Source organism: Microvirga sp. P5_D2 (genome assembly GCF_054049475.1).
Genome location: NZ_JBFUMH010000048.1, coordinates 1 through 20,921, shown reverse-complemented (window position 1 = coordinate 20,921; position 20,921 = coordinate 1). Strand labels below are relative to the sequence as shown.

Genomic DNA, 20,921 nt, shown 5'->3' with positions numbered 1-20,921 from the left:
CCCAGCTTACTCGCGAGGGGGCTCGCCCTGGCGTCCAAGACCTCATAGAAAGGGTGATCTGCCCACCCGTTTTACAGACGCTCGATGGCAACCGCAGCTTCCCACGTCAGCTTTCTCCCACCTGTCCTGATCTTCTGCGGGGCGGCCGTCGTTGCCGTGCCCGTGTTCCGCCTTCTGGGCCTCAGCGCGGTCTTAGGCTACCTGGCGGCGGGCGTCGTCATCGGCCCCTCCGTCCTCGGCCTTGTCGGCGATCCGGAGACCATCGCGACGGTCGCGGAACTCGGTGTCGTGCTCCTGCTCTTCGTCATCGGGCTCGAGCTCAAGATATCCCACCTCTGGTCAATGAAGCGCGACATCTTCGGATTGGGCTTCGCCCAGCTTGCGCTGACGACCATCTGCCTTGGCGGCGCGGCGCTTGCGATGGGGTTTTCTCCGAACGCTGCCTTTGTCACGGGAATCGCGGTCGCGCTCTCGGCCACAGCCATCGCCCTTCAGATGCTCGGGGAACGCAACGATCTGCAGACCGGCTACGGGCAGCGCTCGTTTGCAATCCTCCTGTTCCAGGACCTGTCGGTCGTACCCGTCCTCGCCATTCTGCCGCTTCTCGCTTCCGGCGCCGCGGTGGAGCATGCATCCCTTTCCGATCGCCTCATCACGGTGGCGGAGACCCTCGGCGCCATCGGCCTCGTGATCGTGATCGGCCGTTACGGCCTGAACCCGTTCTTCCGCATCCTCGCCAGGACGGGCGCGCGGGAGGTCATGACCGCTTCCGCCCTTCTCGTCGTGCTCGGTGCAGCCCTACTCATGCAGGAAGTCGGCCTGTCCATGGCCATGGGCGCCTTCCTCGCCGGATTGCTGCTCGCCGAGTCGAACTTTCGCCATCAGCTGGAGGCGGATATCGAGCCGTTCCGCGGCATGCTGCTGGGCTTGTTCTTCATGAGCGTGGGCATGTCCATCGACCTCGCCCTCGTGCAACAGCAATGGGTGCTGCTCGCCATTGCCGCGCCCGCCGTGATCGTTCTCAAAACGGCGTTGATCACCGTGCTCTCGCGGATCTTCGGCTCCTCATGGCGCGACGGCCTGCGCTCCGGCGCCCTGTTGTGCACGGCGGGTGAATTCGCTTTCGTCCTCCTGCCTGTTGCAACGGGCTTGGGCCTCATGACCGCCAGCGAGGCGCAGCCCGTGACGGCGCTTGCCGCCATTACGATGCTGCTCGGCCCCATGCTCTCGACCCTGCTCGAAAAGGCTCTGCGCTCACGCCCCGAAACAGCGATGGCGCCGGATCTCGATGGCCTGCCGAGCCACGAGAACGACGAGTCGAGCCGCGTGCTGGTCATCGGGTTCGGGCGGTTCGGACAGATCGTCAATCAGGTCCTGCTGTCGCAAAACATCAACGCGACCGTCATCGACACGAATGTCGAGCGCGTTCGCGATGCGGCCCGCTTCGGGCTCAAGATCTATTACGGCGATGGAACCCGCCTCGACGTATTGCGCGCGGCGGGCGCAGAGAAAGCCGAGATGATCTGCGTCTGCACGGACGATCCGGAAACGACCGAGCGGATCACCGAGATCATTCATGGAAACTTCAGGCAGGCCCGAAGTTTCGTGCGGGCCTATGACCGCATTCACGCGGTCCGCCTGCTGAATCTCGACGTGGATTACCAGCTGCGCGAGGCCTTTGAATCCGCCATCGTGTTCGGACGGGCGGCACTTGAAGAACTCGGTACGGATCCGGACATCGCTGCAGCCTCCGCACAGGATGTACGCAAACGCGACATCGCACGCCTCGTGCTCCAGAAGGAAGGCGGCACCATGGACGGTGCGGAGCTCGTCGTCGGCGCCAAGATCACGCCCGAGCCCCTCACCTCGCCCACCAGCCGCGCCAAGGCGCTCAGCCCGGAGACGCGCGACATCCTGGGCGAAGAGGTTCTCTGATGGACGCCACGTCGCCCGAAAAGGCTTTGTCCGACACGGGCGCGACGACACCGGTCTTCGTCACCGGATCGACCATGCGCCACGTTCTCGTGATGACGGGAACGGGTGCGGCGGGCCTGATCGCCATCTTTATCGTCGATCTGGTTTCGCTGCTCTACATTTCCTGGCTCCACGATCCGAGCCTGACCGCCGGTGTCGGCTTCGCCACGGTCGTGATGTTCTTCTCGGTATCGATCAATGTCGGGCTGATGATCCCCATCGGCGCGCTCGTGTCGCGCGCGTTGGGCGCACGTCACTATGACGATGCGCGGAGGCTCGCGACCTCGGGCAGCATCTTGATGGCGCTTGTAGCCGCTGCGGTGAGCGCCATTGCCTTGCCGCTACTGCCCCTGATCCTCGGCGCGATGGGTGCAAGCGCGCTGGCGCATGAGGTCGCCCTGCACTTTCTCTGGATCGCTTTGCCGACCAATGTGCTGATGGCTTTCGGCATGGCGTTCTCCACCGTGCTGCGGGCCGCGGGCGACGCCAAGCGCAGCATGTACGCCACGCTCTCCGTGGCAATCGTCACGGTTCTCCTCGATCCGATCCTGATCTTTGGCCTCGGCCTCAAAGCCAATGGCGCGGCGATCACCATCAACATCGCCCGCCTCGCCTATCTCTATGTTGGCTACCGTTTTCTCGTCGGCTCGCACCGCCTTCTCGCCCGCCCGACCCTGGCATCCGTCATCGGCGATGCGCGGCCCTTCTTCGCCATCGCGGTTCCGGCCATTCTGACGAATATCGCCGCGCCCGTTTCCAACGGGTTCTTCACCGGCATCCTGTCGAAGTTCGGCGATGAGGTGATCGCGGCATCCGCCATCATCGACCGTGTGACGCCCGTGGCATTCGCCGGCCTCTTCGCCCTGGCCGGCGCCATCGGCCCCGTTCTCGGACAGAACTGGGGCGCGCACCGTTACGATCGCATGACGCAGACCCTCCGAGACGCGCTGATCTTCATCGTCATCTATATCTTCGCGATGTGGCTGCTGCTGTTCCTGCTGCAGGTGCCCATCGTCATCGCCTTCAATGCGCCCCCGACGACTGCGGAGCTCGTGCGATTCTTCTGCCAGCTCAGCGGCTTCATCTGGTTCTTCATCGGCTTGGTCCTAGTGGCCAACGCCTCCTTCAACAATCTCGGCTATCCGCTCCTGTCCACGTTCTTCAACTGGGGGCGCGCCACGCTTGGCATGATTCCCTTCGCCTATTACGGCGCCCATGTCGCTGGCCCCAAAGGCGCCATCATCGGCATCGGCGCAGGCTCTATCGCCTTCGGCATCGCCGCTATCATCACTGCCTTCTGGACAATCCGCCGTTTGGAGAGGCAAGCTGTTCCTGCTCCGTGAGCCGGGGCGAAGAGAGATCCGCCTTGAAGGAGTCCGCCATGCTCAACTGGTTCGATCTGATGCGCCAAGCCCAGGCCAATGCAGGCTTCGATGCTCTCTCCCGGCAGTTTAATCTTTCGGGCGATCAGCAGCAGAAGGCGATGGCGGCTTTCATGCCGGCCTTCATGATGGGCCTTCAGCACGCCATGACCTCGCCCGATGCTGCCCGGGTTCTCCAATCCCTGATGAGCGGCGGCTACCAGACGTTCTGGCAGGCGCCCGGTGCTTCTTTCTTTCCTCAGGCCCAGAAGGAAGGGCGCGTCCTTCTCGACCAGCTCTTCGGATCCGACGAGGCAAGTCGGCGCGTGGCACACCAGGCGGCAGCCTATGCCGGGATCGGCGCCGACACGATGCAGCAGGTCCTGCCGGTCCTCGCCGGAATTTTCGCCGGGGGAGTGGCGCAATGGATGAAGGCGCATTCACAGATGGCGCAGCCCTTCACGCCTCCCGAGGAGAAGGCACAGCCTACTTTCGTCAATCCCTGGGCCGAGTTGTGGGGAGCATGGGTGAAGCCTGCCGCATCGGAACCAACGACGCCCGCCAACCCCTTTCAGGACGTGATGGCGGCCTTTCTCCAGATAGCCCCTGCCCAGAAGCCGCCTGAGCCACCTCCGCAGCAATCAGCATCATTACAGGACATGATGGAAAAGGGACATGAGATGCAGATGCAGTATCTCACGTCCCTTCAATCGATTCTGGAGGATGCCTGGAAGGTCGACTCGAAGAAGCCCTAGAGCTGTTTCCACTTGCGTGGAATCATCTCTCTTCTTTTTTGAGCCGCATTTTTTGACGGCGAACCGGATCCACTTCGCCGAAAAATGCTCTAGGCCGCCCTCTTCACGAGCGGAACCGCAAGTCGGACCTTCCGCGCATGATCGGTCGTCCGGTCCGTTCGCGCTCGCTGATCGACGCATCGAACCAACACCCACGACGGATTGAGATGAAGCGGCTCCGCAAGCGCACTGCTCACGTCACTGCGGGTCAGGCCGATATCGCTGAGCATCCTGTCGTCGAACTCGGCCAAGTTCATGACCTCTCGGCGATCCTTGAAAGCTTTTACGAGAGCGACGAGCTGACGGGTGAATTGAGCCAGGAAGGCCAATCCGGGAGAAGTCATCGTCATCTTTGCAGACCGGGTCATAGCGGGTCTCCTTTGCTCTCGTTCCGATCCATCAGCTCTGCAAACAGGCGGTCTGTTCGCAGCGAAAAAAATCGCAGGAAATTCAGGAAATAAAGCCCATTTGGCGCTTAACTATCTGAAAATGCTAATGAAATTTTCTGTTGGAATGTATAGCATGGAACGTTTCATCACTTGAAGCGATTGTTTGAGATATGTATCATCAGTGAAATTGATGATGGGGAAACAGGGCCATGCACCTGCTCGATATCGACCAGCTCCGGACGTTCGTGGCGATTGCGGATACGGGGTCGTTCACCCGCGCGGCGGAGATCGTGCACAAGACGCAGAGTGCGGTGTCGATGCAGATGAAGCGCCTGGAGGACCGGGTCGGCAAGACGATCTTCGAGCGTGACGGGCGGCTGTCGAAGCTCACCGACGAGGGCGAGCGGCTTCTGGATTACGCGCGCCGGATCGTGCGGCTGAACACGGAATGCATGGCCTCCTTCAACGAGCACGAGCTCACCGGCCGTGTGCGCTTAGGGCTGCCCGACGATTATGCCGACCGCTACCTGCCGGAGATCCTGGCGCGCTTTTCGCGCTCGAATCCGAAGGCCGAGGTGACGGTGATGTGCGAGCCGACGCCGAACCTGATCGAGCGCGTGCAGCACGGCGATCTCGACCTCGCGATCATCACCCATGTGGACCGGCGCGGCCCGTCCGAGATCGTGCGCATCGAGCAGCTGCTCTGGGTGACGTCCGCGCGCCATGGGGTGCATGAGGAAAGCCCGATTCCACTGGCGCTCGGCCGCCCGAGCTGCGACTGGCGGCACTCCGCCACCGAGGCCCTGGAGAGCGCGAGCCGCGCCTTCCGCGTCGCCTATGTGAGCTGGCATTCCACGGCCGTGGGTGCTGCGGTGATGGCGGGCCTTGCGGTCTCAGTCCTGCCGGAAAGCGCCGTGCGCCCCGGCATGCGGATTCTTGGGCCCTCGGACGGTTTCCCCGCCCTGCCCTCGTGCAAGATCGGCCTGATCCGCTCGCGCGGCGAGGAGAACCCTCTGGCGGACGCTCTAGGCTTCCACATCAAGCAGTCGCTGGACAATCTGGGCTCGACCCGCACGATGCCGGCCGCCGCCGAGTAACGCCTATTTCGCGGCGGGCTTGCGCAGCACCAGCACGTTTCCGATCAGCGCCAGCACGACGCCGATGGCGGCAAGCAGCGTCCACTGATACCCCTCGAACACGGTCGAGACGGTCAGCGCCACGATGGGAAACAGCACTGTCGCATAGCCCGCCCGCGCGGCGCCGAGACGCCGCAGCAGCGTGAGGTAGGACATGAACGCCAGCACCGATGCGCCGATGGCGAGATAGACGAGCGAGCCCACATATTTCAGCGTCGGCTCGATGGTGAAGGCGTTGCCGCGCAGAAGGTTGATGGCCACCAGCACCACGCAGCCATAGGTCATGCCCCAGGCGGTGGCGGACAACAGCGGCACGCCCCGCTTCTGCACCACGGTTGAGACCATGTTGCCCGAGCAGAAGAACAGGGTGCCGAGCGTGCAAAGCCCCAGGCCTTTCAGCGCGGCGGCATTGAAGCCCGCGCCCGTGATTTCCGGCCAGAACAGAAGCCCGATCCCGGTCACGCCGATGAGCCCGCCGAGGGCCACGCGCGGCTCCACCTTCTGCCGGAACACGACGAAGCCGAGCACAAGATTGAACACGGAGGCCAGCGAGAACACCACCGAGAGCAGCCCCGATGGCACGCTCAATCCGCCGTAATAGAACGAGATGAAGTTGAACGAGAACAGGCAGCACCCCACCGCCATGAAGCGCAGGTGGTCGCCGAGCCCGAAGCGCACCTGATGCCCCGTGGCGAGCACCCAGCCCCACATGAGCACGGCCGCCAGCGCGAAGCGCCACAGCACGGACATTTCCGGCGCCACGACCCCGAGCTGCGCGCGGATTGCGATCCAGCTCACGCCCCACAGGAACACGGTGGCGACATAGAGCCCGAGCGTGCTCGTATCGAACCGCTTCATCTCAGGCACGGGCATGGCGGTGCTGGCGTGGGTCATGGCGTTTCCATCAGGCTTGATTCATCACACCGTTACGCCCGATGAGCCATCAGCACAAATGATGAATTGTCATCGGTCCCCGCTGGAACGGTGATGAAACGTTCCAAGCAGGCGCCCTGAAACATCCTGTAAACTATTGCAAAATAAGCATAAAATCCTTCTCAGCACCGCCCGGTCACGCGGCACCGGGTGAGGTAATACCCCTCCCGGACAAGAAACCCGAACCAGCTCGCCCAGCCGACATACCGGCTCGTTGGCGTCGGCGAAGGCTGGGCCTCGATCCCGAGCCTTTCGGCAATCACCATCGCCCGGCGCATATGAAGCGGATCGCTCACGATCAGAACCCGCCCCACCCCATGCTTCCGCAGCAGCGGCAACGCGAGGCTCAAGTTCTCCTGCGTGGTGCGTGAGGCATCCTCCAGCACAATCGCCTCCGGCGGCACGCCTTGCGCGACCGCCCAGTCCCGCGCCGCCTCGGCCTCGGACAGCCTGTCACCCGGCCCACGCCCGCCGGTCATCACGAGACGCTGCACTTGGCCACCCTTGTAGAGCGCAACCCCGTGCCGGATCCGCTCCTCGAACACCGGCGACGGCCTGTCCGTATAAACCGCAGCCCCCAGCACGATAGCCGCATCCGCGTTCCCGGCGTTGGAGCGTGTCGAATAGATCGCGATCTCCGCCAAAATCCCGGCTACAGCGAGCACGAGCAGGCCCAAGGCAATCACCATCCCCCGCGCCACGGACAACCCGCCCCTGTTCTGAACCCTCATGCCACTCTCTTCCCTCAACCCATCCCAACCGTCTCACAAGGCATCCCGCACCTCACCCCAAGTGTCATCCCGGACGGCACTAGCCGATCCGGGATCGCCCACAGGATCATGGTGCAGGCTCTTCCCTTCCCCTTGCGGGGAGGGATCGAGGGCGGGGGTCGCAAAGTCGGAGCGGCCCGCTGCATCAGTGAATATAACGGTTTCTACAAGCCCCCTCTCCCGGGTGGGAGAGGGGCAGGGGGTGAGGGCCCGCCCTGTCCGGACACGGCATTCCCTCACCCGCCGCGCTCACGCGCGTCGACCTCTCCCACACGGGAGAGGTTAGACCAGTGCTAGACCCATCAAACGCTCACCCAGTCGCGACCCTCATCCCAGCCCTCCCCGCAAGGGGGAGGGAATCTGCACTCCATACTGCACATGTCCACGGACCTTCGTTTCACTCAGTCCGGGTTGGCCCATCAAAAACCAAATCGCCCTACCCCAACCTTGACTGTTTTCCCAAATCTGCTACTCTGTTCACGTTATGTTCTAATAATCGATTGCCGCCGCCATGCCCTTGTCCAAACCACGATCCATCAAGCCCCGAAGCGCCCGCAGCCGATCCATCCGCGAAAAGCTCGCCCACGCCTGCATCGCCCGGATGCGCGACCTCGTGGAGGGCTCGACCCGCTCCTATGCCCGCATCGGCGAGGAGCTGGGCATCGCCACAGCCACCGTCTCTCGCTATGCCACCGAGAACAATTGGCGACGCCCGCCCGGCGCGCCCCTGCCCGCCCGCATCGGCGAGCAGCGCGAGCGCGTGACCCAGAAGCTCTGGGCCCTCACCGAGCGCCACGCCGAGGCCCTCGAAGCCCAGCCTATCGAACTCGCCCAACGCGGCCTGCAGCCCCTCGCCCGCCTGACCCGCACCCTCACCGACATGGAAAAGCTCGCTGCCCGCCAGGCGGCCCATTCCACCCGCGATGACACTGTCCGTCAGGAAGCCGCGTGGGAAGAGGAACCACCCGCCCGCTCCATCCACGATCTGCAAGCAGAGCTCCAAGCCCATCTCGACCGCATCATGCAGGAGGAAGGCTATGGCTGGGAGGTGCGGGAATGGTGGTTCGAGGGTGGCGGAGGGATTTGAGGGGACATGAAGTATCCGAAGAGGTGGTCCTTTCTCGGTCACCAACGTTTGTTGTGAATGCCGCGGGCGCTGTCGAGGGCATATCCGAATACGTCATATCACTCAGAGCTACTCAACAGCGTGGATGGCTACTATCCTAAGGATTCCTGCTGGAGACGTGCTGTGATTACTGGCCTCACTCTCGACTTCCTCGCGATCCTTATCGGTGCCTTTGGGATGCTGTCCCTGCTCATTCTGCTGTTCGGGAGACAAGCTCAGATTGCTCCCTATGCTGAGCCCTTCGATGCCGAGGCAGACGGCCAATCAGCGACCCAAGACGCAGAAGCGCCATTCGTCGCGATGCCTGGACACCTCAGGACGAACGCCGAGATGGTCGCCTGGATGACGCAGGAACTCCCCACGTTGGCAGAGGGCGCGACACCTAAGCCGCAGCGGAACTGAGACCAAGTCCTGCGTGAGAAAGAAGCCATTCTCCGCGCGTGACCAAGGATACCTCGTGATGCCCGGACTTGATCCGGGCATCCACGTCTTCTCTGGAGTGCCGTTACTCGCATAGCCGATCATCATGTCCGGCCGTCTAACACTAGCCTCCATGAAGAGCTGATCGCTAACTATCAGATTATTGACGAAGATTTATATGATAGGCCACGGACGAGTTCGGATAACTATCATTAGGGCAGGGTCTAAGGGAGCCTTGGCCATGAGCTACCGGGAAGTCTGGAGCCCCCTACGGGGGAAACACTTTGATGCTAGGTATGGCGAGAGGGTCTCAGATTTTTCTGTAGTTTTTTCAAGCGGGTACTAGCTAAACAAAAGTGTGTATCCCGGACGCCGCTCCTACACTCGGACTACTCAGACGTGAATGTCCAATGCTAACCTCGCCTCTATGGCATCTGGATCTGGTCCTTTTCGGCGTATTCTCAAGCTTGAACCTGGCATTTCCCTCGGTTGGTGGCTCTACGAGAGAGTTGCAAATAACTGGGAACGGCTCGTTGCCATATTCGTCGGGGCAGGAGGCATGGCCTATCTTGCCTCAATCACTGATTGGGTATCGGCGTGGGGCGCAACAGGTATAGGCGCGACAGGAATTAGCTTCGCTATGCTTATCTGGCTTGTCCTTTCTTGGACGGGCCTGATGAAGGCGAAAACACACGAGCTGCGGGTCCGAGCCAATATGCAAGCTCAGTGGGCCAAGACGACTGACAGGGTAAATCCTGCTGCAAGAGAGTTCCGAGAGCAGCGGATCAATCTCGCAGACCTCGTTGTCCCTGGGGATATGAAGGTCGTGCGGAACAAGACGTTCATAGGCTGCGAGATCATTGGCCCCACTAACATTATCTTTTGGAAAGACTTCAATCTTGGGGGGAGCAGACAACTCGGCTGCGATGCAGTTGTCCTCCAGCTAGAGGACGCAGGACGACGGATTTGGACTGGGATCTGGATTGAGAACTGTCAGTTTGTAAACTGCACCTTCTATGGTGTGACATTCTTCTTTCATATCCTTCAATACCCTCATGCTGCCCGCATTGGGTACAATTGGATCTCTCTTTTGCCCAACCAAGACACGACGTTGTTTCGCAATGTCCCTACTGGCGCGGCATCAGACCTGAAAGAAGACACGGCCCTAGCACAAGGGGGGAGATGATCTTGGCCAAGGTGAGCGTTGCCACAACAAACGTTTTTGCCGAGCTTCTAAGGCAAGGGTTTGTGATATGCGGCGACAGCTTCATCTGCACTATCGGGCTTCGCACGAAGGGCTGAAATCCCGAGTGGGCGCGAAAAGGCCGAGATCGGGCCGTTGCTCTCAGCCGCCCAGGCCCGAATGCTCGAAGCGCAACGAAGACCTCACGGAAAACCTTGCCAGTAATCCTGCATCTCGCGCTCGCGCCGTCTGTCGATCCAGCTGCGATGTTCGGCCGAGAAAACCGGCGCGGCGCGCAGCTGCTCTTCCGTGATGTTGGTGCGGTAGCCCTCGATGTCCCTGTCGTAGGTCAGCATGTCCCACGGGATCGTGTGATGCTGCGCGCCCATGCCGAGGAACCCGCCGAAGGTCACGTCCACATAGAGCACTCGCCCGCTCACTTTCTCGATGATGAGCCGCTTGATGGTGCCGATCTGGGCGTTGTCGCGCCCATAGACCGCCGTTCCTTCCACACGGTCGCTCTCGATGATGGGCCTGGGCGCTGGCTGGTTCAGGGGACCGTCGAGATAATAGCCGTTCTCGATGATGCCCGCGGCAACGACCGCGCGGCTGACATCGAGCGTCCATTCCTCGTCCGGGTCGATCTGCTGCGCGAGAACCCAGGGGCCATACTCGGCGGGAAGAATATCCTCGCGCGGCTCATCCGCGAAACCGCGAAGCCCGGGCGTCGCCCCGGACTGGAATACGAAATAGGTTCGCATGCAGGCCTCCCTCCAAAAGGACGCCCCGACCCCATTTCCTCACATGTCCCGCCAAAGCGCAAGAATAGACTTTACTGCTAGGCCTTCACAGCCACTACACCGCCCTCACCTTCCCCGGCGCTCCCATCGGGCATTCGAGCGAGGCGCGGTCCCACTTGGCATCATCGGCGGCGGCGGCGTAGGTGCGGTTGAGGAAATCGAGCAGGATGGCATCCGGGTCCTGCGCCTTGCGCACGGCATCGTAGGGCAGGATGAATTCGCCGAGCGTCGTGTCGAAACTCGCGCCCTCCGGGACGCTTGCATCGCGAAAGCCCGGCGGTTCGGGATAGGCATAAGAATAGAAGGCCGCGTGCGGATAGGCATCGCTGCCGGGCCAGAAGCCGGCGCTGCTGACTTCGTGGGAATAGGCCTCCCGCGTCACATCGTCGGGCAGGCCCGGCACGCCGCCGGGATGGGGCGGTGCGGTACGGCCTGAGAAGCGCGTGACCGCGAGATCGAAGCTGCCCCAGAAGAAATGGACCGGCGACACCTTGCCGAGAAAGCCGCTGCGGAACAGCTTGAACACGCGGTCCACCTGCACCAGCGCGCGCCAGAAGCGATGCGCCGCATCCGCATCATAGGACGCGTGCACGTCATCCTCGGAGAAACGGATGGGATCCGCTACCTCGTTCGGTTTCTCGTCGATGGTGACGGTGACGCCAATCTCCTGAAGCAGCTTGAATGTCTCGCGGTAGAAGTCCGCGACGCTACGGGGCTTGAGTGCGAGGAAACGCTCATCGCCGCGGCTGGTGCGCATCAGCAGACGATGAGCGATGAAGTCGAATTCGATTTCGAGAATCTCGCGATCAGTGGGAATGGGCGATGTGGTCAGCCCACGCGCGCTGACATAGAGCGGCACCTGCCAGCCGTGATTGAGCCAGGGAGACAGGCTCAGACGGATCTTACCGACGATCTGCGTCCAAAGCTGCAGGGTCAGCGCGGTCTCGCGCCATGCGGGATAGGGCAGTTCGGGCCAGAGGTCATCGTTTTGCATCGCGTGGCTCCTCTTGCAGCGTTTCCATCATGCCGAACTTCGCTGCTGTGATCCATGTCTTCGTTTCCATCCGCTGCCCTTACCCCGAAGACGTGGATGGCCGGAACATGTCCGGCCATGATGGGAAGAGCAAACCCATGCCGAAGCTTAGGCATACGGCAAGTGCCTGTTTTATGGGCATGAATCCGCCCTCCATTGACCTTGCCATCGGATCCCTTAGCCTCTTTCCTCAACATGGGAGATCGAACGATGCGACATGGATGGCGCCTATTTCTCTTTGCCGCGTTTTCGCTTTTGGCAGCGCAAGGCTCCGCTTTGGCGCAAGGAATAACCCTGCGCGTCGGGTATTTTCCCAACATCACCCATGTGCAGGCGCTGGTTGCGCGCGCCATGGAGCGGCAGGGCAAGAACTGGTTCGCGGAGCGGCTCGGCCCGGGCGTGAAGATCGAGTGGTATGTCTACAATGCAGGCCCGAGCGCCATGGAGGCGATCTTCGCCAAGTCGCTCGACCTCACCTATGTGGGCCCCAATCCCGCGCTCAATGCCTATGCGCGCTCGCGTGGCGATGAAGTGCGCGTGATCGCGGGCGCGGTGAACGGCGGTTCGGCGCTTGTGGTGCAGGGCGATTCCACATTGGCGAAGCCCGCGGACTTCAAGGGCAAGCGCATCGCCACGCCGCAATTCGGCAACACGCAGGATGTGGCGGCTCGTGCATGGCTTGTCGCCGGGGGCTTGCGCATCACGCAGACGGGCGGCGACGCGCACGTTGTGCCCACCAGCAATCCGGATCAATTGTCGCTGTTCCAGAGCAAGCAGCTCGATGCGGTGTGGACCGTGGAGCCTTGGGTATCGCGGCTGGAATCGGAAGCGGGCGGCAAGGTTCTCGTGGAAGAGAAGGAAGCCATCACCACGATCCTTGTTTCGAGCGCGGCTTTTCTGAAGGACCATAGAGATATGGCCAAGCGCTTCGTCTCCGCGCACCGCGAATTGACGGAGTGGATTCAGAAAAACCCGGAGGAGGCGCAGCGATTGGCGCGTGAAGAATTGCAGGCCTCGTTCAAGGTCGACATGCCGGCCGAACTCGTGGCGCGCTCATGGACGCGCATGGCGATCACGCCAGACACGACGCTTTCTGCGTTTCAATCCTTTATGAAGAGCGCGCAGGCGGTGGGCTTCCTGCGCGACACGCCCGATCTGTCGCGCATGATCGAGGCTCCTTGATGGAGGCGGCACCCAACAACACTGTTAACACTCCCAAGGCCAAGCTCATCATCGAAGGCGTCACCAAATGGTTCAGCCCGACACGCACCGTCGTGCAGGCCCTGGACAATGTCTCGCTCACCGTCGCGGAAGGCGAATTCCTGTGCCTCATCGGCCCCAGCGGATGCGGCAAGTCCACCCTGCTCGACATCATCGCGGGCTTGACAAAGCCCGATGACGGGCGCGTTCTCGCCGACGGCCATGTGGTCGAAGGGCCGGGGCGGCAGCGTCTTGTGATGTTTCAGGAATCGGCCCTGTTTCCGTGGCTCGATGCTTTCGGCAACGTGATGTTCGGGCTGAAACTGCGGCCCGACCTGAGCCGCAAGGAGCGCCGCGAGATTGCCGATTATTATCTCGAGTTGGTGGGCCTCGCGAAGTTCAAGCATGCGCATGTGCATGAATTGTCGGGCGGCATGAAGCAGCGCGTGGCGCTTGCCCGCGCGCTCGCACCCGATCCGCAAGTGCTGTTGATGGACGAGCCTTTCGCCGCGCTCGATGCGCTCACCCGCGATCAACTCTATGACGATATCCAGCGTATCTGGATGGAAAGCGGCAAGACCATCGTGTTCGTGACGCACAATGTCCGCGAGGCGGTGTGCCTGGGCGATCGTGTGATCCTGATGTCGCCCTCGCCGGGGCGCATTGCGGAAGTGTTCGAGATCGATCTTCCGCGCCCGCGCGACATCAACTCCCCGGCGCTGGCGGGCTATACATCGAAGGTCGCCGCGTCTCTCAAAGGCATCTACAAGGGGGCCGTCTCGGAATGAAGCGCACCGCCGTCGCCCTCCTGTTCTTCTTAGGCATTGCGCTTGTGTGGGAACTGGCCGTACGCAGCGGCCGCTGGTCGCCCGTTCTGCTGCCATCACCGATCTATGTGGGCGAATATATTTGGGCGGCGCTCCTCGATGGCACGCTTCTCGAATCCACCTGGGTCACGCTCAAGCGATTGCTCGTCGGCTACATCGCGGGCGTGATCATCGGCCTGCCGCTCGGGCTTCTCACCAGCACGTCGCAGCTGCTGGAGGATACCGTGGGCTCGCTGGCACTCGGCCTTCAAACGCTCCCCAGCGTCTGCTGGGTTCCGCTCGCGCTGGTGTGGTTCGGGCAGACGGAAGGCGCGATGCTGTTCGTGGTGATCATGGGCACCGTATGGTCGGTGATCATCGCCACCGATCACGGCGCGCGCAACATTCCGCCGATCTACGCGCGCGCGGCGCGCACCATGGGCTCGGAAGGATTCCACAAATGGACGCGGGTGATCCTGCCCGCTTCGCTGCCGTTTCTCGTGAGCGGCATGAAGCAGGGTTGGGCGTTTGCCTGGCGTTCGCTGATGGCCGCAGAGATCTACGTCACCATCCTCACCGGCTTCGGCCTCGGCCACCTGCTCCATTACGGGCGTGAACTCAACGCCATGGAGCAGGTGATCGGCATCATGATCGTGATCGTGGTGATCGGCCTTCTGGTCGACCGCCTGCTTTTCTCACCGTGGGAGCGCTTTCTCCACCGCCGTTGGGGCACGAACCTCAAAGAGACTTAAGGCTCGTCCTGGGTGAGCGCGCCACCTTCACGGCTGTCCGCCTGCGATGCGCCAGCCGATGGGGCCGGAGCGCCACCGGGTACGGTGCCGCCCGGCTGGAGCGGCGTCGCGATGCCCGAAGGCGCGCGCGGCGGATTGGCGGAGGAGAACCAATGCTCCTCCGAGCCCGCGCTTTCCATGCCGCCTGCTTGCGGCCGTGCATCATCGTCCTGCTCCTGGGAGAGATCGGCTCCAACCGGCATGATGCGGACCCGACGTCTCTCCAGTCCGCCGCTGCTGCGTGGGATCAACGGCTCGGGGCGTCGCGAAGCGGGACGCATGGGCCTGCTGGATTGAGATGCGGAGCTGCGGCTGTGCATGCTCCAGGCGACCGCCGCGCCGCCGATGGCGAGAAGGCCCGCGAGAATGCCGAAGGTCATGCCCGTGGGCATGCCGTAGCGGCTCGGCATCACCGCCTCGGGCAGGTGCCAGCGGACAGCCTCGTAGGATGCGATCTTCTCCCGCTCGAAGGCATGGCGGAGCTTTTCCGCATCGCGCGGCGACAGCACTCCGTGCGCGACCACCAGGATGCCGTTCTCCTCCAGGCTGAAGGCATGGCGGATAACGCTCGCGAAATCCTTGAAGTCGAGGGACCAGTGGCGACCGTTCTTGTCCGCTTGCGCGGCAAGCGCATCGAGACGCCGGCGAATGTCATGATGTTCGTGGTCGATCTCGGCGAGATAGGATTCCGTGCGCCCGTCATGGGCAAGCGCGGGATAGAGCACGTTCTGCTCGGCCCTCAGATGCCGGTCGAGCTCGAGTTCGAGATCGGCGAAAAGCTCGGCCCGGCTGTTGGGACCGCTGGGACTGGCCCGCAGCACCTCACGGCAGAGCTCTTCGATATTCGCGTGATCCGACAGCACCATCTGCCAAAGATTCATGGTGGGCCTCCTCTTGAGATCGCTTCACCAGAACGGCTTCAGAGGAGGTGCTGTTCCGAAGTTTGCCCGTTTGGGCGAAAGCGGGCGCAGCCCACAGTCACGCCATAGATGTGTGCGACGGAAGTGCCCTACAGGCACGGCGAAACGGGAAATTGGGATTCTGTTTGCAATTATCGGTTAAGACCATGCCCGGGCATGTCGCATCGAAGTGTAATCTTGTACGGATTTACAGAAGTGGTATCCCGTCCACAGAACCTGAAATCATATCCAGCGATGGATCGACCATGACATCTTCGACGCAGCCGTTCTCCACTGCCCCCTCCATCGTTCCCGAGGGCCTGCCCACCTATGACGACGTGCTCACGGCGGCCTGGCGCATCGCGGACGTGGCCCACCGCACGCCCGTCCTCACCTCCCGCACCGCCGATGAGCGCACGGGCGCGAAGCTGTTCTTCAAGGCGGAGAACCTTCAGCGCGGCGGCGCCTTCAAGTTCCGGGGCGCCTTCAATGCCATCGCGCGGCTGAGTCCTGAGGCGAGGAAGCTCGGTGTGGTAGCTTTCTCGTCGGGCAACCACGCCCAGGCGATTGCCTATGCGGGCCGGCTCCAGAACGTGCCCACCGTCATCATCATGCCGCACGATGCGGCGGCCATGAAGGTTGCCGCCACCAAGGGCTATGGTGGCGAAGTGGTGTTTTACGACCGCTACACCGAGGACCGGGATGCCATCGGGCGCAAGCTCTCCGAGGAGCGTGGCCTCACGCTGATCCCGCCTTACGACCATGATGACGTGATCGCGGGCCAGGGCACCGCCGTGAAGGAGCTGATCGACGAGGTCGGACCGCTCGACATGCTGCTCGTCTGCGTGGGAGGCGGCGGGCTCCTCGCGGGCTCGGCACTCGCGGCGAAGGAGCTCTCGCCGGAATGCCTAATCTACGGCGTGGAGCCTGAAGCGGGCAATGACGGCCAGCAATCCTTCCGCACCGGCTCCATCGTGCGCATTCCGGTGCCCAAGACCATCGCCGACGGCGCGCAGACCGCTTGTCTCGGTCAGAGGACCTTCCCCATCATCCGCGCGCTGGTGCACGACATGGTGACGGTGAGCGACGAGATGCTGGTGGACACCATGCGCTTCTTCGCCGAGCGCATGAAAATCATCGTCGAGCCCACCGGCTGCCTCGCGGCGGCAGCGGCCCTTCAGGGTGTGGTGCCCTGCCAGGGCAAGCGCGTCGGCATCGTCATCAGCGGTGGCAACGTGGACCCGAGGGCGTTCGCCAAGTTCATGGCTGAGTGAGGGGCTGAGGCCCCGCCCGCAACACCATCGCGCGCCCGTCGTGATCGCCTGTCGTCAACTCCGGATTGTCCGTGATGGCGTTGTCGAGATCGACGGCGTCCTGAGCCTTGTAAGCCGTTATACGATTGAGCCGCTCGGCGAAATCATCCCGCGCTTGGTTGAACGAGCCGAAGCGGTGGCCCGGCCAGCGGAACGGGTCCACCACCTCGCGGCTGAAGGCTGCCGTGAACACGAACCCTTGGTCGAACCGATGCGGCCCGAAGATGCGGCCGTGATTGTTGCTGATCTCGAACACCTCGTTGGAGAAGGCATCGTCCCACCCTTGAGGCAGTTGCGCATAAAGCTGCCCGGCGATCAGGCCCTGATAGCCGGCCGAATGCCCGAGGCGGATCGCGTAGCCCGCATGGGCCGCCGCCGCAATGAGCCGCGCCTTCGCCTCGGCGGCATTGACGGCCACCGCATCGACGATGATGACGTTGATGGGCTCGCGCAGATGGCGGCCGTGATAGATCTCGCCCAGCCAATCCGAGGGCACGTCCTGCGCCGTGAGCATCCATTTGCCGATGGTGGGCAGGTCGGGCGGCGACGCGAAATCCTGCGCCGGGTCTTGCGACTGAGCGGCAAGCGGGCCCGGGATCATCAGGATACAAAGGACAAGTAGCGTGCGGGTCATGCTCATGACTGGCCCTGCGGAGCGAAGAAGCACACGATGGCGTGGGTGACAGGCTCCTCGCAGATGTGAAACCGGATATCCGGCGAGGGTTTCGCGTGCTCGCGCCCAACGAAGCGTCCATCCCACAGACGGAAGCCCTCCGCCGTTTCGGTGACGATCTCGCCCCTTGCCGCCAGCAACTCGCGGCAATCGTGATCGCTGCAGCACCAGGCCGGATACCAGCTATGCGCCCAGGCAGGCGTGCCGGCGATCCACACCGACGCGGCCACGATGATCCATGTCCTTCCTGAGGCCATGCTGGACAAGCCTTTCCTGGGGATACCCCTTTGCGGATTTGCTTGTCCTTGATTGTTGGGCGCAGGCGATGTCCTGTCCAGCCCTACTGATCAAAGCGCATATGACGAGCACTCAAGCCCAATCCTGCACTTTTATAAAGCCTGTCATATCCTAGAACTTCATGGTCATGGGATGGTTCAAGCAATCATTGACATTGTCACCTGAACAAGCTCCCCTCGGAGCTCTCCTGGCTACATCCTTACGCTTGAGCATGCGGAATGCTTAACAAGCGCGCCTCCGCCATTCTGTCAGGGCACATGCAAACGGATGCTAAGACCAAGGGTCTGGGGCACGAACATTTTCAAGGCGGAGCACAAAGGCTTGATGCTCTCCTAGGATCACGTGAGATGTTCTTAATCCGCCAAGCGCATCAGGATTCGCAAGCGTGCGCAAGATGCCCAACGCCTTTCTTATGAAGGCTTGAGCCTTAATTTCATTGGCTCCCAGCTCTTGTGAGAAACTCTTACTTTGAATAGGTCCGGTTATGGAGCTGGGAGCCAATACAATCCTCAGAGCACGAGGATATCTGAAGCCTGAAGCCAAGGGAGAGACGGGGTCAACTCTGCGATCAGGATACGATCATGCGCTTTGCCGATACCATCGGCATCATAATACAACATGAAGGTAGAGGTGTCGTAGAGCAAACGGTGATCGGTCGTCTCTGCAAAACCGCCGACACCGTTGAAGATGTGGGTTTCAAGAGGATTTCCGGATGCATCCGTGAAGATATCGAAATGTGCGGCGGAAAGAAGGATCCGATCCTCACCCTGTTCGAAGTCCTTGATGATATCAGCGTGAATTCCGAGCTCGAATATTTCAGAGCCGAAGCTGAAGATATCAGCCCCTTCCCCTCCTTCAAGATCATCTATGCCCGCGCCTCCGCTCAGAAAATCATTTCCTCCGCCGCCACTCAGCGTATCGTCATCGGCCCCGCCGAAGAATACATTGTTGGAAGCTTCTCCATAGAGTGCATCTTTACCGGTGCCGCCGAAGACCTTTATGCCGTTAGAGACAGTGCTGTCTGCTTCCTTATAAAGATCCGATCCACCTCCGAGATCCACATCATACAAGATGTAGCTGCTCCCGCTGCGGGTCGAGATCATCTCTCCCCTATTGTTGAAGCTGTCGTCATCATCACCCAGCTTAACTGATCCTTTGATGATCCCGAAATTTACATAGTTGTTGGAGGTTTCTTCCAGATTTTCCTCAGATACCCCTGTTTGCAGAATGGCGTACTGATCGGTCCCTGCGTCAATCTCACCGGAGTTCACAAGACGAAGATAAGCATCGTCGCTTTTAATCGAAATAACCGCCAATCCTACATCGGATTGGGCGACGGTCATGTATCCATTATTGACGATATGAATGTGGCTGCCTGTCGCTTCGACAGCGGATCTCGTTCCTGCAGTTGATGCATTCAGGGTTACTTTGTTGTCGTCACCTGACATATAGACTGCCGTGGTCGCCAAGCTGTCAACATTGCCCGATGCTTCGATCGTATTGTTGTTTCCGTTGACATACAAAGCCCTGCCCTGATCCGAGATCACAGAACCGACATTGACTTGGTTATTCACTCCCTCAACCACTACTGCATCGTCTGTATGGCTTGAGATCGACCCTTGGAGGTCAAAGGTGTTGAGCTCTCCTGTGCCTTTGATTTTGACTGCAGTGACATCGCCATGAATGGAAGATCCGGCAAGGCCTTTGAAGATTGCGCTTCCCCCTTCAAACACCAGGCCTGTTGCACCTCTAATCACGCCGCCATTCTCCAGCTTTGCTCCCATTCCTTTCATGGAAACGGCTGTTCCTGTAGCGACAATGCGGCCATTGCTGACGAGCCGGTTCTCAAGCCCCTCGAGCGTAATGGCTGGCGACGTTGCGCTAAAGGAGCCAATCACATCTGTGAAGGCCGAGAGAACCACCTCGTTGTAATTGCCTTTGACCGCGATGGTCGATTCGCTCTCACTACGGATCGTGCCGAAGATAGACTCGAATGTGTTGTTGTTGCCTACAAAATGAACTGCAGTTTTCAGGGCTTTCAAAGCGCCGATGCTCTTAGCATATCCGTGATTACCGATGATGCTCAAAGCCTTTTCGGTACTCGTGATATCGCCGTTATTGAAAAACTCCGCACTGTCTCCTGAGAAGKCGACGCCTCCCTGGAGTGTTCCAGCGTTGTTAAACATCGCGTTATAACCCTTCATCGAGACGGCTGTTCCGGAAGAGTTGACGGATGAGTAGTTAAAGAATTTCGCGTTATCCCCGGAGATCGAGACTCCTGTCTTTCCTCCCATGATCACGCCCCGGTTCTCAATCTTAGCGTCCTTGCCTGTGATGGAGACACCGGCCTGGAAGCCGGAAAGAAGGCCATTGTTATTGATGGCGCTCAGATCACCTGTCATCAAAACAGCCGTATCGAAAACGTCGACTGAACCGATGTTGGTTAAGGTGTTTGAGGTACCTTCAAGCTGGAAGCCAAATTGCGCAGCGACGGCTCCATACGACGTTGTGGCGATCGTATTGCAATTGCCTTGGACTAAAGCAGCTACGCCAGCCGTTTTGATGGATCTTTCAAAATAGAGCGTGTTATGCTCGCCAGCTATAAAAACTCCTCCGGAGCTTTTATCGATATATTCAATGGAGATTGTGTTACAATTGCCAAAATTTTCGACTGCAAAGAAGCCAATACCCGCGGAACCAATTCTATGGATATATACTGAATTGCTGTCGCCCCAAATATCGAAGGCTTGATTGGTGCGGCTTGTGATCGTTCCTAAATGGCTCCTAAAGTTACCCCCATCGCCGTAAAGGCCGATTGCAAGGCCCTCGGCAGAGATATCGCCCATTGTCTGGATCTTATAGCCACTTCCCCAGACATCAATTGCTTTTGAATGAACCTCGATATTACCATAGCTCACTAAAGAATTGTTCTTACCGGCGAGCTCTATTCCGTTCCAGGCAGTCAGCTTCCCGAAAAGCTCCTGCGCACCAGACACTGGAAGCTCCTGCGCACCAGACACTGG

19 protein-coding genes and 1 pseudogene are annotated in these 20,921 nt (G+C 60.7%); 11 read left to right on the top strand and 9 right to left on the bottom strand.

The window, feature by feature from the left end; translation table 11 throughout:
• Positions 1-84 precede the first annotated feature (84 nt).
• The 3 genes from ACXJKO_RS14370 to ACXJKO_RS14360 are packed head-to-tail and all read left to right on the top strand — an operon-like array spanning position 85 to position 4,090.
• Positions 85-1,935, top strand: a complete 1,851-nt coding sequence (locus ACXJKO_RS14370; RefSeq protein ID WP_457091773.1) for a monovalent cation:proton antiporter-2 (CPA2) family protein — start codon at positions 85-87, stop codon at positions 1,933-1,935.
• Positions 1,935-3,317: an MATE family efflux transporter gene (locus ACXJKO_RS14365; RefSeq protein ID WP_457091772.1), complete on the top strand. Its 1,383-nt coding sequence runs from the start codon at positions 1,935-1,937 to the stop codon at positions 3,315-3,317. The genes ACXJKO_RS14370 and ACXJKO_RS14365 overlap by 1 nt, the downstream gene beginning before the upstream one ends.
• Positions 3,318-3,355: 38 nt before the next feature.
• Positions 3,356-4,090: a DUF937 domain-containing protein gene (locus ACXJKO_RS14360; protein WP_457091771.1), complete on the top strand. Its 735-nt coding sequence runs from the start codon at positions 3,356-3,358 to the stop codon at positions 4,088-4,090.
• An 89-nt stretch (positions 4,091-4,179) separates the two neighbouring features.
• Here the strand turns inward: ACXJKO_RS14360 and ACXJKO_RS14355 are convergent, their stop codons facing one another.
• Complete coding sequence (locus ACXJKO_RS14355; RefSeq protein WP_457091770.1) at positions 4,180-4,497, bottom strand: DUF1127 domain-containing protein; 318 nt, start codon at positions 4,495-4,497, stop codon at positions 4,180-4,182.
• A 230-nt stretch (positions 4,498-4,727) separates the two neighbouring features.
• Here ACXJKO_RS14355 and ACXJKO_RS14350 point away from each other — a divergent pair, with 230 nt between their 5' ends.
• Positions 4,728-5,615: a LysR substrate-binding domain-containing protein gene (locus ACXJKO_RS14350; protein ID WP_457091769.1), complete on the top strand. Its 888-nt coding sequence runs from the start codon at positions 4,728-4,730 to the stop codon at positions 5,613-5,615.
• Between the two features lie 3 nt (positions 5,616-5,618).
• On the opposite strand, the gene ACXJKO_RS14345 is transcribed toward ACXJKO_RS14350, so the two are convergent.
• Together ACXJKO_RS14345 and ACXJKO_RS14340 are read right to left on the bottom strand one after the other, a co-directional pair.
• Complete coding sequence (locus tag ACXJKO_RS14345) at positions 5,619-6,548, bottom strand: DMT family transporter (protein ID WP_457091768.1); 930 nt, start codon at positions 6,546-6,548, stop codon at positions 5,619-5,621.
• A 161-nt stretch (positions 6,549-6,709) separates the two neighbouring features.
• A complete protein-coding gene (locus ACXJKO_RS14340; protein WP_457091767.1) occupies positions 6,710-7,318 on the bottom strand; it encodes a YdcF family protein in 609 nt (202 codons plus the stop codon).
• A gap of 550 nt (positions 7,319-7,868) precedes the next feature.
• On the opposite strand from ACXJKO_RS14340, the gene ACXJKO_RS14335 reads away from it, so the two are divergent.
• From ACXJKO_RS14335 to ACXJKO_RS14325, 3 genes are all read left to right on the top strand, one after another.
• Positions 7,869-8,444 carry a hypothetical protein gene (locus tag ACXJKO_RS14335; RefSeq protein WP_457091766.1) on the top strand — a complete coding sequence of 192 codons (576 nt, stop codon included), beginning with the start codon at positions 7,869-7,871 and terminating at the stop codon, positions 8,442-8,444.
• A gap of 162 nt (positions 8,445-8,606) precedes the next feature.
• Positions 8,607-8,885, top strand: a complete 279-nt coding sequence (locus tag ACXJKO_RS14330; protein WP_457091765.1) for a hypothetical protein — start codon at positions 8,607-8,609, stop codon at positions 8,883-8,885.
• A gap of 421 nt (positions 8,886-9,306) precedes the next feature.
• Complete coding sequence (locus ACXJKO_RS14325) at positions 9,307-10,089, top strand: hypothetical protein (RefSeq protein ID WP_457091764.1); 783 nt, start codon at positions 9,307-9,309, stop codon at positions 10,087-10,089.
• A gap of 200 nt (positions 10,090-10,289) precedes the next feature.
• Here the strand turns inward: ACXJKO_RS14325 and ACXJKO_RS14320 are convergent, their stop codons facing one another.
• Both ACXJKO_RS14320 and ACXJKO_RS14315 read right to left on the bottom strand, forming a co-directional pair.
• Entirely contained in the window at positions 10,290-10,847 is a 558-nt protein-coding gene (locus ACXJKO_RS14320; RefSeq protein ID WP_457091763.1) for a PRC-barrel domain-containing protein, read from the bottom strand.
• Between the two features lie 94 nt (positions 10,848-10,941).
• The gene (locus ACXJKO_RS14315) at positions 10,942-11,880 is read right to left on the bottom strand and encodes a DUF5996 family protein (protein WP_457091762.1); all 939 of its coding nucleotides are present in this window, start codon (positions 11,878-11,880) and stop codon (positions 10,942-10,944) included.
• A 249-nt stretch (positions 11,881-12,129) separates the two neighbouring features.
• On the opposite strand from ACXJKO_RS14315, the gene ACXJKO_RS14310 reads away from it, so the two are divergent.
• From ACXJKO_RS14310 to ACXJKO_RS14300, 3 genes are read left to right on the top strand one after another with little or no spacing between them, the layout of a single operon-like run.
• Positions 12,130-13,101, top strand: coding sequence for an ABC transporter substrate-binding protein (locus ACXJKO_RS14310; RefSeq protein WP_457091761.1), 972 nt, complete (start codon positions 12,130-12,132; stop codon positions 13,099-13,101).
• Positions 13,101-13,907, top strand: coding sequence for an ABC transporter ATP-binding protein (locus ACXJKO_RS14305; RefSeq protein WP_457091760.1), 807 nt, complete (start codon positions 13,101-13,103; stop codon positions 13,905-13,907). The genes ACXJKO_RS14310 and ACXJKO_RS14305 overlap by 1 nt, the downstream gene beginning before the upstream one ends.
• Positions 13,904-14,677 (top strand): ABC transporter permease, encoded by a 774-nt coding sequence (locus tag ACXJKO_RS14300; RefSeq protein WP_457091759.1) that lies wholly within the window; start codon positions 13,904-13,906, stop codon positions 14,675-14,677. Before ACXJKO_RS14305 ends, ACXJKO_RS14300 begins: the two co-directional genes overlap by 4 nt.
• On the opposite strand, the gene ACXJKO_RS14295 is transcribed toward ACXJKO_RS14300, so the two are convergent.
• Positions 14,674-15,597, bottom strand: a complete 924-nt coding sequence (locus tag ACXJKO_RS14295) for a hemerythrin domain-containing protein (RefSeq protein ID WP_457091758.1) — start codon at positions 15,595-15,597, stop codon at positions 14,674-14,676. The genes ACXJKO_RS14300 and ACXJKO_RS14295 overlap by 4 nt on opposite strands.
• Positions 15,598-15,881: 284 nt before the next feature.
• On the opposite strand from ACXJKO_RS14295, the gene ACXJKO_RS14290 reads away from it, so the two are divergent.
• A complete protein-coding gene (locus ACXJKO_RS14290) occupies positions 15,882-16,889 on the top strand; it encodes a threo-3-hydroxy-L-aspartate ammonia-lyase (protein ID WP_457091757.1) in 1,008 nt (335 codons plus the stop codon).
• Here the strand turns inward: ACXJKO_RS14290 and ACXJKO_RS14285 are convergent.
• From ACXJKO_RS14285 to ACXJKO_RS14275, 3 genes and pseudogenes are all read right to left on the bottom strand, one after another.
• Positions 16,876-17,568 carry a hypothetical protein gene (locus ACXJKO_RS14285; RefSeq protein ID WP_457091756.1) on the bottom strand — a complete coding sequence of 231 codons (693 nt, stop codon included), beginning with the start codon at positions 17,566-17,568 and terminating at the stop codon, positions 16,876-16,878. The two genes, ACXJKO_RS14290 and ACXJKO_RS14285, sit on opposite strands and share 14 nt — an antisense overlap.
• Positions 17,565-17,858 (bottom strand): hypothetical protein, encoded by a 294-nt coding sequence (locus ACXJKO_RS14280; RefSeq protein ID WP_457091755.1) that lies wholly within the window; start codon positions 17,856-17,858, stop codon positions 17,565-17,567. Before ACXJKO_RS14280 ends, ACXJKO_RS14285 begins: the two co-directional genes overlap by 4 nt.
• A 549-nt stretch (positions 17,859-18,407) precedes the next feature.
• Positions 18,408-20,921, bottom strand: a pseudogene (locus ACXJKO_RS14275) (hypothetical protein); the annotation flags it as partial.

Bases quoted from the DNA above. Each gene is read 5' to 3' on its own strand.
- ACXJKO_RS14365 (WP_457091772.1), top strand. From the start codon at position 1,935: ATGGACGCCACGTCGCCCGAAAAGGCTTTGTCCGACACGGGCGCGACG.
- ACXJKO_RS14370 (WP_457091773.1), top strand. From the start codon at position 85: ATGGCAACCGCAGCTTCCCACGTCAGCTTTCTCCCACCTGTCCTGATC.
- ACXJKO_RS14355 (WP_457091770.1), bottom strand. From the start codon at position 4,497: ATGACCCGGTCTGCAAAGATGACGATGACTTCTCCCGGATTGGCCTTC.
- ACXJKO_RS14335 (WP_457091766.1), top strand. From the start codon at position 7,869: ATGCCCTTGTCCAAACCACGATCCATCAAGCCCCGAAGCGCCCGCAGC.
- ACXJKO_RS14295 (WP_457091758.1), bottom strand. From the start codon at position 15,597: ATGAATCTTTGGCAGATGGTGCTGTCGGATCACGCGAATATCGAAGAG.
- ACXJKO_RS14315 (WP_457091762.1), bottom strand. From the start codon at position 11,880: ATGCAAAACGATGACCTCTGGCCCGAACTGCCCTATCCCGCATGGCGC.
- ACXJKO_RS14360 (WP_457091771.1), top strand. From the start codon at position 3,356: ATGCTCAACTGGTTCGATCTGATGCGCCAAGCCCAGGCCAATGCAGGC.
- ACXJKO_RS14320 (WP_457091763.1), bottom strand. From the start codon at position 10,847: ATGCGAACCTATTTCGTATTCCAGTCCGGGGCGACGCCCGGGCTTCGC.
- ACXJKO_RS14285 (WP_457091756.1), bottom strand. From the start codon at position 17,568: ATGAGCATGACCCGCACGCTACTTGTCCTTTGTATCCTGATGATCCCG.
- ACXJKO_RS14310 (WP_457091761.1), top strand. From the start codon at position 12,130: ATGCGACATGGATGGCGCCTATTTCTCTTTGCCGCGTTTTCGCTTTTG.
- ACXJKO_RS14325 (WP_457091764.1), top strand. From the start codon at position 9,307: ATGTCCAATGCTAACCTCGCCTCTATGGCATCTGGATCTGGTCCTTTT.
- ACXJKO_RS14350 (WP_457091769.1), top strand. From the start codon at position 4,728: ATGCACCTGCTCGATATCGACCAGCTCCGGACGTTCGTGGCGATTGCG.
- ACXJKO_RS14305 (WP_457091760.1), top strand. From the start codon at position 13,101: ATGGAGGCGGCACCCAACAACACTGTTAACACTCCCAAGGCCAAGCTC.
- ACXJKO_RS14340 (WP_457091767.1), bottom strand. From the start codon at position 7,318: ATGAGGGTTCAGAACAGGGGCGGGTTGTCCGTGGCGCGGGGGATGGTG.
- ACXJKO_RS14290 (WP_457091757.1), top strand. From the start codon at position 15,882: ATGACATCTTCGACGCAGCCGTTCTCCACTGCCCCCTCCATCGTTCCC.
- ACXJKO_RS14345 (WP_457091768.1), bottom strand. From the start codon at position 6,548: ATGACCCACGCCAGCACCGCCATGCCCGTGCCTGAGATGAAGCGGTTC.
- ACXJKO_RS14280 (WP_457091755.1), bottom strand. From the start codon at position 17,858: ATGGCCTCAGGAAGGACATGGATCATCGTGGCCGCGTCGGTGTGGATC.
- ACXJKO_RS14300 (WP_457091759.1), top strand. From the start codon at position 13,904: ATGAAGCGCACCGCCGTCGCCCTCCTGTTCTTCTTAGGCATTGCGCTT.